Below are 14,367 nucleotides of genomic sequence, written 5' to 3'. Positions count from 1 at the left end.
ATGACTTTAAAGGAAAAGACCATCTCTGGCCTAATATGGTCAGTAGGTCAGCAATTTGGTTCTAAACTAATTAGTTTTTTTATAACCATAGTGCTTGCCCGCATTTTAACCCCGGCAGAATTTGGGTTAATAGCTATGTTATCGGTATTTATATCCATCGGAAATACATTACTAGACAGTGGCCTTACTTCTTCGCTTATACGAACGGCCGATGCAGATCAAAAAGATTTTTCTACCGTTTTTTATTTTAATTTGATAGGGAGCACAATACTTTATTTTATATTATTTTTTTGCGCCCCTCTTATTTCATCGTTTTACCATCAGCAAGTCCTTACAACTATCATTCGTGTTTATAGTCTGATATTTATTTTAAATGCTTTCTTTGGTGTACAAAACACCTGTCTTGTAAAAGAGATGAGGTTTAAAACACAAACAAACATACAAATTCCTTCATCTTTAGCAGGGGGAATTTTAGGAATTATTTTGGCTAAGACCGGATATGGGGTTTGGAGTCTGGTATGGATGAGTTTATTTACTACATTTTTATCTACCATACTTCATTGGATATATTCAGACTGGCGTCCTGCTTTGATATTTGATAAAACAAGTTTTAACCGTCATTTTGATTTTGGTTATAAAATGACCCTATCGGGAATACTTGACACCCTTTACCAGAATATATATACACTGATTATAGGTAAATTTTACTCTGCTACTCAACTAGGATATTATTCCCGGGCCGATTCTATCAGTCAGCTACCAACAGCAAATATTTCAGCAGCTGTCAATAAAGTTACCTATCCGATGTTTTCAGAAATATCCCATAATAATGTGCAATTGAAAAGGGTAAACAAAAAAGTGATGCAGCAGGTTATTTTTTGGAATGCTCCCATATTGATTTTTATGAGTGTAGCAGCTCAGCCTCTTTTTAGTTTTTTATTAACCGATAAATGGTTGCCAGCAGTACCTTATTTTCAAATACTTTGCATTGCAGGTGTAATGCAGCCCCTTCATGCATATAATTTAAATATTTTAAAGGTAAAAGGCCGGAGCGATTTGTTTTTAAAACTGGAGGTTATAAAAAAAGCACTAAGTGTAATAGGCATTTTGAGTGTAATACCATTTGGTATTTATGGTCTGTTATATTTTCAATTATCCTTTAATTTTATTGGATTCTACATCAACACAATCTATAGCGGAAAGATGATTAACTATCCGGTCAAAGAACAGATATTCGACATTTTACCCACCATAATCTTGGCTGTCTTTATTGGTATTTCAACTTATCTTCTTGATTCTTTCTTAGTGGATTCTTTTAATATTAACAATTTGACACGGATTATCATAAGTGCTCTGTTTTACGCTCTTACTTATTTAAGTATCAGCAATCTTATAAACCTTACAGCAATAATAGATTTTAAACAATTAATACTAAAAAGATGATACCAGTAACTAAGCCATTTCTTCCTAAAATAGAGGAATTTGAAAACTATGTAAAAAGTATTTGGGACCGCCAATGGTTAACCAATAACGGCCCTCTAGTTAATGATTTGGAACTTAAACTCAAGCATTACCTAAATGTGGATTATTTATTATATGTATCCAATGGTACTATTGCTCTCCAGATGGCTATCAGAGCATTGGAATTGAAGGGAGAAATTATTACAACTCCATTCTCTTTTGTTGCTACAACGAATAGTATTGTATGGCAGGGCTGCAAACCAGTATATGTGGATATCGATCCGGATACGTTCAATATTGATCCAGATAAAATCGAAGCAGCAATTACCCCTAGAACTTCCGCGATTTTGGCAACCCATGTGTATGGCAACCCATGTAATATTGATGCAATACAAAATATTGCTGATAAATATGGTTTAAAGGTGATATATGATGCAGCCCATTGTTTCGGAACAAAATATAAGAACAGGTCAGTCTTTGCATATGGAGATATTAGTATCACAAGCTTTCACGCAACTAAATTGTTTCATACCATAGAAGGAGGAGCTGTTTTCACTAAAAAACCAGAGTTGTTAGAGAAAATGGCATTTATACGTAATTTCGGATATTGCGGCCCGGACACCATTGCGCTGGTAGGCATTAATGCGAAAAACTCAGAATTTCATGCAGCTATGGGGTTGTGTAACCTGGAACATATTGATGCCATTCTGGAAAAGAGAAGATCTTTGTCTCTGCATTACCGAGAGAACCTGAAAAAGTTAAAAGTTAAATTTCAGTTCATTGATTCTGCTCCCGATTACAATTACGCCTACTGTCCGATTCTGTTTGATTCAGAAGAACTGATGCATGATTGTATTGTCAAACTTGAATTGGCAGGTGTATATTGCAGAAGGTATTTTTTTCCTTCTTTGGCTACATTACCGTTTGTAAACCGTAAAAGAATGCCCGTATGCGATTCTGTGGTAAAGAGAATTGTTTGCCTGCCCCTGTATGATACACTCACCATCCCCGATCTGGATATGATTTCACGTATATTATTGAGAGCACAGAAATATCCTGTGAAAACCATCAATACACAAAAAGGCTTTGGAGAATTGATTGCCAATCGAATAGAAAAAGTCATAAATGGTCATGAAAAAAAGTAAACCAGCTATGAAAAGTTCAGAAACTGAAGTGATGGTTAGCATCTGCTGTGTAACTTACAATCATGAGAAGTATATAGCACAGGCTATTGAGGGCTACTTGATGCAGCAAACTTCTTTTAAATTTGAGATTCTTATCGGGGAAGATTGTTCTACCGATAATACCAGAAAAATTGTAGAGGAATATGTGCTAAAACATCCTGATAAAATAAAATTAATTACTTCAGAATCTAACGTGGGTGTCCACAAGAACGCGGTAAGACTGAATAAAGAGGTAAAAGGTAAATATTTGACCCAATGCGATGGAGATGATTATTGGACAGACCCTTTAAAACTGCAAAAACAAGTTGATTTTTTAGAACAAAATCAAGAGTATATCATGTGTTGTCATTATTCAAAAAGAATTAAAGAAAATAATGAAATATATTATATGAATTTAAATCCAAAACCAATAATCTATTCGTTTGAGGATATATTATTCGATAATGATTTTGAAACAGTTCTCAATACAATTCTTTTCAGAAATACGCCCGAAATTAGAGAAATTTACTCAACAGATTGGTTCTTTAAATTTAATGCCCCAGACAGATTTCTTAAACTTTATTTAACATTTACTTCCGGAAAGAAAATCTATGTTTTACCCGAAATAATGTGCTGCTATAGAAAACATCCAGGAGGCATCTGGAGCATGTTAAAAGCAAAAAGTTTAAAACAAAAAACACTTGACGATTTGTACTTGATTATTGAAATTTTCAAATATTCCCGCGTTCAAAAAATCAAGTTGCTTCTCTATTATCTTAAAAAATATTTCCTATTTGAAGTTAGAGATCACAGTCTACAAAATGCTTTTAGTACTATAAGAACCATATTGTAAGCGGTTAGAAAATATAATTATACATTAAATAATTTCCGATATGAAATATCTTAAGATTATTATTTTATTCTTAGTTTTCTGCAATCTTCCAAGTTATTTCTTGGTTAAAGTTAATGCCGCAATTGGTCAGCTTTTAAGCTACAGCACCTTCCTTCTCCTAATCGTTTATTATTTTTTAAGTGAGAATAAGAAGCCAATAGTTCCATTTATCGTATTCGGTCTTTTATTCTTTTTGATATCGATAATAGTCAGTGCACAAAATGACGATGGTTATTTAGTAACGCTTATTAAATATTTTATTGTCATAGTTATGGGGGCAAGTGTTGTAAGCGATACCACAAAGGAAGATATATATATAGTACTTTTAATAGGCTGTTTAAGTATAATTTTTGAATCTATTTTTATTGAAGGTATTGGTGGCAGATATAGAGGGTATTATATTAACCCTAATGCAGCTGGCTATGCTTGTATATTAGGTTATTCTCTAAGTTTTTCAATAAATAACAAAAAATTAAAAATCATTGGCCAATTACTATTTTCAATGGCCGGCTTTCTTACTTTCTCCAGGACTTTCTTATTTATCTGGATATTAGTCAATTTGATATCTTTGCTAATCAATTATAAAAATGTATATAAAATACTAGTAGGTATTGTTTTATTTGGTCTGTTTCTTTCATTTGGAGATAAACTGGATTTAAGTACGAAAAGAATGCATGCATTTTCAGGAATACTTGAAGGAAAAGTAAATGATGATTTAAAAGAAGAATCGAGAACAGAAACCTGGTCCCATTATTATAATCAAATTTTAAACAATCCAATCTTGGGTAATGGATACCATTCCTTTAGCGGAGAAATTTTTGGACCTGAATACAATACTTACACCGTAAAAAATGGTGTACACAACACTTTTTTAATGGTTATTGGTGAAGCTGGCTTTTTTGTCCTTCTCTATTTTTTATGGATATATGGGTCTTTTTTAATTAATGGCATAAGAATGTTTCATGATAATCCGGTAATTTTTCTGGTTTCATTTTCTTTAGTAATGTACATGCTTACCAATCATAATTATTTTGAAAATAACCTGGTATTATTTGTTTCGATGTGGCTATATATTCAAATAGATCTGGGTAAGAAAGTATCCGAAAAGAAACATTTAGATCTTCACCAAGTCAAGAACTATCAGGTTGAGTATCTAAATATAAATGCATTTTAGTATGTGTGGAATTTATTTAACCAATATTCCTATTGAAGAGGAGGCCGTAAAATTAAAACTGGAATCTATACAATTCCGTGGACCGGACTATTTAGGGATTCAAAAAGTATTTGATTTGACTTTTGGACATTTACGACTATCCATTTTAGATTTAAATGTTCGTTCACATCAACCTATGACATTTGAAGACCTTGTTATAGTGTTCAATGGTGAAATTTATAACTTTCAGGAGATAAAAACAGATTTAATAGCTCTAGGGTATACTTTTGATACAACCAGCGATACGGAGGTGTTATTAAAAGGTTATAAAGAATGGGGAGCTGCTTTAGTGCCGAAACTAAACGGAATGTTCGCTTTTGCTATATATGATGCCACATCAAGAAAAATATTTTGTTCACGCGACCGCTTAGGTGTAAAACCCTTTTATTATTCATGGAAGGACGGTGAACTTGAAATTTGCAGCCAGTTACGTCCAATAAGCCAACACAAACAAATAAACGATGAAGCTATATCGATGTATTTGGACTGCGGTTATATCCCCAGCCCATACACGATCTATCAAAATGTCTATAAATTACCTCCTGGAAATAATCTGGAGATTGATTTGGACAGACAAAAATACGAAGTTAAAGAGTACTGGAATCTGAAGGAGGTCGCCGAAGTGGGCTTATCTTATAATGAGGCCAAAGAGAAGTTGCACAATCTGTTAAAAGATGCCGTAAAAATAAGATTGCAAGCAGATGTGCCTTTTGGATCATTTCTCTCCGGAGGAATAGATTCTGCTCTAATATCCAGTATTGCTTCAACGGTTTCAAAGGATCCTATCAAAACATTTTCGATAGGCTTTGAGGATCCGGAATATGATGAAAGCAAGATCGCTGCAGAATATGCAAAAATTATAGGTTCTGAACATACAGAAACAATTTGTAAAGCAACAGATATTTTAGAAATGATTCCCCAATTAGTAAAAGTGTTCGATGAACCTTTTGCAGATAGCTCTGCATTGCCTTCTTTACTGTTGAATAAAATAACGAAGCAATCTGTTACCATGGTCTTGTCTGGAGATGGGGGGGATGAAAGTTTCTTTGGATACAACCATTTTAGATTAGTGCCTTACGCAGATAAAATTACGTTTGTACCCTATTTTTTGAGAAAAATGGCCGCCAGCGTATTAAGTTTTAATTTCCTGGGTGCCCGCGCACTTTCCTATAAAGGAATACTCAATGCTGCTTCAAAATATGATTTCATTGCAGGTATATTTGTTGGATATGACTCTCTTCTAAAGAAGAGAAACTTTAATTGGTTGTCCCACTATAATGGCTATAAAATATGGTCGAAAGATTTGTTACAGGCAACAGCTGATTTAAATATTAAATTGTGGTTAGAAAACGATAGTAATGTAAAAGTAGATCGTGCCAGTATGGCTCATTCAGTAGAAGTAAGAAGCCCATTTCTTGACTATAATATCATTGAGTTTGCAAGAACACTTCCTATATCATTTCGTTACGAAAAAGGCCGAAGAAAAAAAATATTAAAGGATATTCTGAAAGAATACATTCCTGAAGAAGTATTTGACCAACCCAAAAGAGGATTTGCTGTGCCTTTAGCCGGCTGGATAAGAAATGAACTGCGTAGTGAATTTGAAGAAAATCTAACAGACGATTTTTTACGTCAGATTCCTATCTTAAATGTACCCAGGTTTAAAGATATTTTTAAAAAGCATTTAGAAGGAAAGCATGACTATTCATCTTTTATTTGGAGAATATATATATTGTCTAAGTGGTATCAAGAATTTGGATTTTATAAAAATTTGGCACCCAATAAATACATTTAGCACCGAATAATAATACCCTTTACTTCTTCTTTAACTAAAAAAAAAGCATTGTTTCAGGCATGTATGGCTTTTTTTAATGCTTTTAATCGTTGGTATTGCCCCATTAAATATTTTGATCATTGAAGTTTTCCAGATACTTGTCAACTATGAAACACTCATGGTTAACAAATCCCGCGTGTGTATTCCATTCCGGTAACTCGGAACAAGTTAATGACAGATAAAAGACAGATTAAACACATATGAAAAATAAGTTATTTTTTGTTATTAATAACCTTCATAGTGGAGGGGCAGAAAGAGTGTTATCTATATTGGCAAATGAATTTAGTAAACAAGGATTGAGCGTTTTTGTTGTTTGTCTCAATGAAGCCGAACCAGGTTATCAAATTTCATCTCATGTCAAGATGATTAATTTATTAGAAAAGAGGGAGAAGGAAAATATTTTTAACCGTATTAAATATGCATTATTAATATTTCTACGATTGTCTAATTTGCTTATTAAAGAAAAGCCAACTTGTGTTATTTCTTTTATGACCACAGCAAATTTATGGACCGGTTTAGCTTGCTCTTTAATTAAAACACCCTTTATAGTTTCGGAACGAACTACCCCTGTTCATACGATTAATTCATTCAACTTCTTTTTAAAAAGAATTTCCTATATCATATATAAAAAATCTAAGGCTATAGTTATACCAGCCAAAGGAATAGAGGACTGCATTAGAAACCATAAATCTTTTAAAAGATTAAATAATTTTAAAATTATCCGAAATCCTTTAAATGTATTTAAATCGCCCTCTGTTAAACCGGTAAACAACAAGAAGTTCATCTTAGGAGTTGGTCGTCTTTCCTATATTAAGGGATTTGACCAACTAATTGAGGCCTATAGTAAAATTAAAGCTGATGACGTTGATTTATTAATTGTTGGTGGCGGAAGTGAATATGAAAACCTATCCAACCAAATTGAAAAATTGGGTATGCAAAAACGGGCTAAACTAATTGGACCAAAAGATAATCTGCAGGATTATTATAATCAAGCCGAATTGTTTGTTCTACCATCCAGAAATGAAGGATACCCAAATGCTTTAATAGAAGCGATGAGTTTTGGCTGTCCTTGTATTGCCATGGATTGTGAGTTTGGCCCATCAGAAATAATAGAAAATGAAGCAAATGGAATTTTAATAGAGGCAAATAATACTGGTAAACTTACTTCCGCAATGGATAATTTATTAGCCGATGAAAGCCTTAGAGTAAAAGTTGCTAGCAATGCGCAGTTAATAACTCAAATAAATTCTATAGAAAACATTCTGCCAAAATGGAAAGATTTGATATTGCATAATGCATAATCAATGTCCTTTCTTTTACTGAAACAGACATTTAACCACCTTAAATTTTAGAATTATGAATATTCCATTTTCACCTCCGTTTATTGATCAATCGGTTATTGACCAAGTAGTACAAACACTTCAAGATAAGTGGATTACAACCGGACCTAAAGTTAAATCTTTCGAGCAAGAAATAGTTAAACTTACCAATTCTGATGCAGCAGTTTGTGTAAATTCCTGGACATCCGGAGCAATACTGATGTTAAAATGGTTTGGGATTAAAGAGGGAGATGAAGTAATTATACCAGCTTACACTTATTGTGCAACCGCTTTAAGTGTTTTGCATTGTGGTGCTATTCCTGTAATGGTAGATATCAACGATGATTTTTGTATAGATCCTGAAAAAGTCAGAAAAGCCATAACTGCGAAAACAAAAGCTATTATAGCTGTAGACATTGCAGGATGGCCATGTAATTATGTTGAACTAAAAGCTATTATTCTGGAATCGGAGGTGAATAATATGTTTACAGCAGAGTCTGATAAACAACAACTTTTAGGACGTATCTTATTGATCGCAGATGCAGCCCATTCTATCGGTGCAACGTATAACGGTTTGTCTTCGGCTAAAATGAGCGATATAGCTATATTCTCATTTCATGCAGTAAAAAATATCACTACAGCTGAAGGGGGCTGTATTTGTTTAAATCTTCCTCGCAGTTTTAATGCAATGACAGAATATGAATATCTAAAGATATATACACTTAATGGACAAAACAAAGATGCCTTGGCTAAATCAAAAGGTGGTGGTTGGCGTTATGATATATTATTTCAAGGGTTAAAAATTAATATGCCAGATATATGTGCTGCTATTGGTTTGGCACAAATAAAAAAATACACTAATGAGTTATTGCCTAAGCGTAAAGAAATAGCTTCAAAATATTGTAAGGGCTTGGAACAAATGGATTGGTTTATAAAGCCCCCTTTGCAGGATAATGAGAGAGAATCTTCCCACCATTTGTTTCCACTACGAATAATGGGTATTACCGAAGCACAGCGGGATCGGATAATAGATGATTTGGCCCAACTAGGTGTAGCCGCCAACGTACATTTTATACCGATGCCTATGCTTACTTATTTTAAAAACCTTGGGTATCATATAGAAGATTATCCAGTCGCCTATAAGCAATACTCATGTGAAATTTCTTTGCCTCTTTACCCTCAGCTTTCAGATGCCGAAATACAATTTATTATTGAATCGGTAATTGCCACCGTACAAATTCAAGTAAACAAACCAGCACAGGCAGAGGCTAAAGATAAAAATAAGAAAACAAGAAAAGCAATCGTTTCAACAAGAATTTTTGGACATGGACACCAAACGCATATTTGATATTTTATTAGCCTCATTTGGCCTAATTGTACTTAGTCCGGTTTTTGTAGTAATTGCTATACTAATACTTCTAGATTCGAATGGAGGAATATTCTATCGTCAGATCAGGGTGGGAAAGAACGTGGAAGATTTTCCGCTGTTCAAATTCAGAACTATGTATGTGCATCAGACAGATCAACAACTACTTACCATAGGCAATCACGATACTCGTATCACAAAAATTGGATATTGGTTAAGAAAATATAAACTTGATGAATTACCTCAGTTATTAAATATACTAAAAGGCCATATGAGTTTTGTTGGTCCCCGCCCTGAGGTTCGTAAATATGTAAATCTTTATAACGAGGAGCAAATTAGGGTACTCTCCGTTAAACCGGGAATTACCGATTGGGCATCAATTGAATTTTCTGACGAATGCGAACTTTTGGAAAAATCCAATGATCCAGAGCATTTCTATATAGAAGAAATAATCCCATTAAAAATTACACAAAATCTGAAATACATCAATAATCATGATTTATGGATTGATCTGAAAATCATATTTCTGACTTTAAGAAAAATTGCGATTGGATAAACCAGTCAATTAATACGATTCTAAAACTCATCAGCAAAATGAAAATCGTTCACATTATAGGTGCACTTAGAAGAGGTGGAGCAGAGCGTTTTGTTGTCGACTTATGTAATGAGTTGGCAAAGAATGATCAGTATCAAATATATTTAATTTCTCTTTGTGATAATGATGCTGATACAACTTTTCTTAATGAAATCAGTGGGAAGATAAGTTATTTATCCCTACACAAGGGCAAAGGTCTAAATTTCCGGGTACTTTTTAAATTGACCAGTTGGCTGGTTAAGCAAAAAGCGGATATAGTTCACACGCACTTAAATGCTTTTGAGTATTTGCTTTTGTATAGATTTATGAGTGGTAATTGCAAGTTTTTTCACACCATCCATTCAACAGCCGAATCCGAATGTCCGAATTTTTTAATTAAGGCATTTCGTAAAACTCTTTACAAGAAGAATAAGGTAATTCCTGTCGCAGTTTCAAATGATGGAGGCAAATCATTTCAGAAATATTATGGTTTGGATAATGTTATTGTAATTGAAAATGGTCGTCCATTTTTAACTCTGACTGATGAATATCCTGTACTTATTAAAAGATATAAAGAAAATATAAACTCTTTCCTTTTAATTCATGTGGGAAGGATTATGAAAGTGAAAAACCAGCAGCTATTAATTGAAGCTGTACAAAAGTTTAATACAAATGAAGAGAAAAAATGCAAACTATTAATAATCGGTGATGTTCGTGATGAATCCTTATATCATCATCTTTATTCACTGATAAAAGACGACCCTTACGTTGAGTTTCTTGGAGGAAAAGAAAATATCGCTGATTTTCTAAGTATGGCAGACTTTTTCTGCTTATCAAGCTTTTATGAAGGGATGCCTATATCCTTAATTGAGGCATTATCAGTTGGATGTATATCGATTTGTACTAAGGCCGGTGGTGTTAAAGATATGATTAAGAATGAGGACACCGGCTTCTTGAGCAATGATAATAGTGTGGATTCATATTATCAAACGATAAAAAGAGCCGTTTTCTATCCAGATAAACAAAAGATAAAAGAAAATAGCCTGAATTCATTTAAACAGCACTACCATATAGGAACTTCGTGTAAGAAACATGTAGATGCATACCTTGTGATCTAAACATAAATACTAAATAAACAGAACCTTTTAAGAATTTGCATAATCAGGTTTGGATAATGAAATTCTTGTTATTTAATCTTGATGAAAACATGAAAAACGTAATTGACAGGTATTTTGGTGCAGACAAATGGAATATAGGATTTGTTAAACAATCTGCTGCAGATTTAATCCGGAGAAAAAGATTTAATGGAAAAGTAGTATGGCTGGAGGAGGATGAAGCCCATTATTCGGCAGACCCCTTTGTTGTCAAAATTAATTCCAGTCTTTTCATCTACTATGAGGAGCTTAACTTTTGGAAAATTAAAGGCAAAATTTCAAGAATTAAAAATTTTAATTTTAGCACTAAACAAAGGATATCTGGCCTTACACCAAAAGGGATACACTTTTCATACCCATACATTTTTGAAGAAAAGTCAAATTTTTATTGCATTCCAGAAACAGCAGATGCAGGTGAAGTAAGTCTGTATCAGCTGGATCATGAAAACTCGACCGAGTTGAAGAAGAAAAGGGTTTTGCTAGTGGGGCCACGCTATGTAGATACTTCGATTATCTACTACAAGGGAAAACATTGGCTATTTACCAATATAGATGGCATGTTAAATAATCTATACATATACTATTCAGATTCATTAGAGGAGGAATTTAAACCACATGCATTAAACCCCATTCCGGTAAGTTCAAAAAATTGCAGGAGTGCCGGAAACTTATTTATAGTAAACGGGCAACTTTACCGCCCAACTCAGAATCTGGAAATCCGTTACGGAGGATCCATAATTATTAATAAGATTTCTGAACTTTCTGAACATTCATTTAAATCAGATCCTGATTTTGAATTATTTCCGGAAGCCCCTTATTTGGAAGGTATGCATAATATCAGCTTTGGAGACAATTTGATTGTTGTAGATGGAAAGAGAAGAACACATTCTCCCATTACTCCCGTACATAGATTATTAAAAAAAGTTCTTTACTAAATATTGGCGCATAATGTTAGCTGAAAAATGTGATTATTTTCAAAGGATGGATACGATTTCAAATAGATTATTATTTGTATCAATGTCTGATACTGCAGGTGGAGCAGAAAATATCCTGTGTATGGCAGCAGGTGTAACAAACAGTCCATTAATATTTCTGAAACATATATTTGATTCTCGCCTTTTCATACCAAAAAAACAGGAGGTAAAGCATTTAACTAAAGGGGCGATGTTGATCGGCTTTTTAAAACTTGTTAAAGAGCTGTACCCTTACAGAAAAGATTACACGATCATAAGCACAAATCCTTACCTAAATTCATATTTAGGCCTACTCAAACGCGTTGGGTACCTAAAATCAAACCTGATTGTCCGTGAATGTACTTCGGTATTTACCCGTTATACAGGTCTCAAAAAATTAAGCTATCAGATAGCTTATAAATTAGGTTATCCAGCCGTTAATTTAATCGTCTGCCAAACGGGAATTATGCGTAATCAGCTATTAGCCCAAAATAAATTTATCCCAAACGATAAGGCTGTAATAATAGAAAATCCGATTGACCTAAATCATATATTAAGAAAAGCAGAAGCCTCTATAGATGAAAGTCTGACAGATTCAGAATTTATTTGCTCAGCCGGCAGGTTAATTCCTGAAAAGGGCTTTTCAATACTAATCCATGCATTTGAAAAAATTGCACAACAGCATGAGAACCTAAAGTTATTGATATTAGGAGAAGGCAAAGAAAGGAAAAATCTCAATACTTTAATAAAAGACACCGGTCTACAAGATCGAGTAATCCTAATGGGGCATGTTGATAATCCAATACCATATTATAAAAAAGCAAAACTATGTGTTGTCTCATCTATTAAAGAAGGATTTCCAAATGTTTTGCTTGAAATGATGGCAGTAAATGACTCCGTTGTTTCAACCCTTTGCGCCGGCGGCATTGAAAAAATACCTTCTATTCTTAAAGTTGAACCCAATAATATCAACTCTTTAACATCAGCTATAGGGTTTGCGCTCGCTGATTATCCCAGCCAGAAAAACGATAGCAGGCAAGACTACCTCAAAGATCGCAGTCCTGAGCTATTTATTAGTTCCATTCTGGAAGAGTTGCACCGGGTAAATAGCTTATAACTTTTAATAAAAAGACTCAAACAATCTATAATTCATCTATAAACTTATATCTTATGAAAATTTTAGTCACAGGCACGGCCGGATTTATTGGCTTCCATTTAGCCAAACGTTTGTTAGAAAGAGGAGATACAGTAGTAGGTATAGATAACATCAATGATTACTATGATGTCAACTTAAAACACGATAGACTTATAGAAACAGGAATAGATGTGACAGAACTAGAATATGGTATAAGTAGGATAAGTACTAAATATCCAAGCTATACTTTTATTAAATTGGATATTTGTGATAGTGAAAGTTTAGCGACTTGTTTTGAAACTTTTCAGTTTGATGCTGTTTGCAACCTTGCTGCACAAGCAGGTGTAAGATACAGTATCACAAACCCTGAAGTTTATGTAGAGACTAATATAAAAGGTTTTTTGAATGTTTTAGAGTGCTGTAGAAATTTTAAAATTAAACACTTACTTTATGCCAGCTCATCAAGTGTGTATGGATTAAATAAGGTAATGCCTTTTTCTACACATGAAAGCGTAAATCATCCCATTTCACTATATGCTGCATCTAAGAAAAGTAATGAATTAATGGCTCATGCCTATAGCTATTTGTTCAATTTGCCAACGACAGGTTTAAGATTTTTTACAGTTTACGGTCCTTGGGGTAGACCAGATATGGCTTTATATATTTTTACTAAAGCAATAATGGAAGGTGAAGAAATAGAAGTTTTCAATAGCGGTGAGATGAGTAGAGATTTTACTTATATTGACGACATTGTCGAAGGCATAGTTCGAGTAATTGATACTCCCGCACAAGCAAATCCAAATTGGAATGCGAAAAGCCCTGATCCTGCGACTTCAAAAGTACCTTACGTTGTTTATAACATTGGAAGAGGAGAACCGGTAAGTTTGTTAAATTTTATTAATGAAATCGAAAAACATACTGGAATTAAAGCCAATAAAGCTTTTTTGCCTATGCAAGCCGGAGATGTTGCCGAAACTTCTGCTGACATTAATGATTTAACCAATAACCTTCATTATCAACCGATAACAAGTGTGGGAACAGGGGTGAAAAATTTTGTAAAATGGTACAACAACTATTATACAGTGTCTTATCAAAATCAGACAAAAATTATACAAACCGCAAATGGTTTGTCATAATACTGTAACATAAGGTTTTTTAACAACTTGAATAATTTTACTCGAAAACAAAAATTTGAAAAACCACAACTAACTAAATATCAAGTCTTAACAAAAAAATATTCAAAATTAAATTAGATAACTACTTCATTATCTGCATTGTGTTTTAATTTACAAATCCTTTAGGT

12 protein-coding genes are annotated in these 14,367 nt (G+C 33.5%); all 12 read left to right on the top strand.

Going from position 1 to position 14,367, the window contains the following annotated elements; genetic code table 11:
• The 12 genes from HS960_RS00990 (at nucleotide 1) to HS960_RS00935 (ending at nucleotide 14,200) form a co-directional block, all read left to right on the top strand.
• A complete protein-coding gene (locus HS960_RS00990) occupies nucleotides 1-1,443 on the top strand; it encodes a lipopolysaccharide biosynthesis protein (RefSeq protein WP_159728119.1) in 1,443 nt (480 codons plus the stop codon).
• Nucleotides 1,440-2,606, top strand: a complete 1,167-nt coding sequence (locus HS960_RS00985) for a DegT/DnrJ/EryC1/StrS family aminotransferase (protein ID WP_159728121.1) — start codon at nucleotides 1,440-1,442, stop codon at nucleotides 2,604-2,606. Before HS960_RS00990 ends, HS960_RS00985 begins: the two co-directional genes overlap by 4 nt.
• Nucleotides 2,593-3,477 carry a glycosyltransferase family 2 protein gene (locus tag HS960_RS00980; RefSeq protein ID WP_228280153.1) on the top strand — a complete coding sequence of 295 codons (885 nt, stop codon included), beginning with the start codon at nucleotides 2,593-2,595 and terminating at the stop codon, nucleotides 3,475-3,477. The genes HS960_RS00985 and HS960_RS00980 overlap by 14 nt, the downstream gene beginning before the upstream one ends.
• 40 nt (nucleotides 3,478-3,517) lie before the next feature.
• A complete protein-coding gene (locus HS960_RS00975; RefSeq protein ID WP_153847650.1) occupies nucleotides 3,518-4,690 on the top strand; it encodes an O-antigen ligase family protein in 1,173 nt (390 codons plus the stop codon).
• Nucleotides 4,680-6,524: an asparagine synthase (glutamine-hydrolyzing) gene (gene asnB, locus HS960_RS00970; protein ID WP_313181371.1), complete on the top strand. Its 1,845-nt coding sequence runs from the start codon at nucleotides 4,680-4,682 to the stop codon at nucleotides 6,522-6,524. Before HS960_RS00975 ends, asnB begins: the two co-directional genes overlap by 11 nt.
• 239 nt (nucleotides 6,525-6,763) lie before the next feature.
• A complete protein-coding gene (locus HS960_RS00965) occupies nucleotides 6,764-7,864 on the top strand; it encodes a glycosyltransferase (protein ID WP_182331036.1) in 1,101 nt (366 codons plus the stop codon).
• A 55-nt stretch (nucleotides 7,865-7,919) separates the two neighbouring features.
• Nucleotides 7,920-9,230: a DegT/DnrJ/EryC1/StrS family aminotransferase gene (locus tag HS960_RS00960; RefSeq protein ID WP_153847653.1), complete on the top strand. Its 1,311-nt coding sequence runs from the start codon at nucleotides 7,920-7,922 to the stop codon at nucleotides 9,228-9,230.
• Nucleotides 9,208-9,804, top strand: coding sequence for a sugar transferase (locus tag HS960_RS00955; protein WP_121125655.1), 597 nt, complete (start codon nucleotides 9,208-9,210; stop codon nucleotides 9,802-9,804). The genes HS960_RS00960 and HS960_RS00955 overlap by 23 nt, the downstream gene beginning before the upstream one ends.
• A gap of 38 nt (nucleotides 9,805-9,842) precedes the next feature.
• Nucleotides 9,843-10,940: a glycosyltransferase family 4 protein gene (locus tag HS960_RS00950; protein WP_153847654.1), complete on the top strand. Its 1,098-nt coding sequence runs from the start codon at nucleotides 9,843-9,845 to the stop codon at nucleotides 10,938-10,940.
• Nucleotides 10,941-10,996: 56 nt separating this feature from the next.
• Nucleotides 10,997-11,911 carry a glucosamine inositolphosphorylceramide transferase family protein gene (locus HS960_RS00945; RefSeq protein WP_153847655.1) on the top strand — a complete coding sequence of 305 codons (915 nt, stop codon included), beginning with the start codon at nucleotides 10,997-10,999 and terminating at the stop codon, nucleotides 11,909-11,911.
• Nucleotides 11,912-11,924: 13 nt separating this feature from the next.
• Complete coding sequence (locus tag HS960_RS00940) at nucleotides 11,925-13,046, top strand: glycosyltransferase (protein WP_153847656.1); 1,122 nt, start codon at nucleotides 11,925-11,927, stop codon at nucleotides 13,044-13,046.
• Between the two features lie 53 nt (nucleotides 13,047-13,099).
• Nucleotides 13,100-14,200: an NAD-dependent epimerase gene (locus HS960_RS00935; protein WP_182331035.1), complete on the top strand. Its 1,101-nt coding sequence runs from the start codon at nucleotides 13,100-13,102 to the stop codon at nucleotides 14,198-14,200.
• Nucleotides 14,201-14,367: the final 167 nt, after the last annotated feature.

The organism is Sphingobacterium paramultivorum (assembly GCF_014109745.1).
GTDB lineage: Bacteria > Bacteroidota > Bacteroidia > Sphingobacteriales > Sphingobacteriaceae > Sphingobacterium > Sphingobacterium paramultivorum.
The sequence above is the reverse complement of the archived record's forward strand: the minus strand, read 5'-3'. Positions and strand labels throughout refer to the sequence as shown.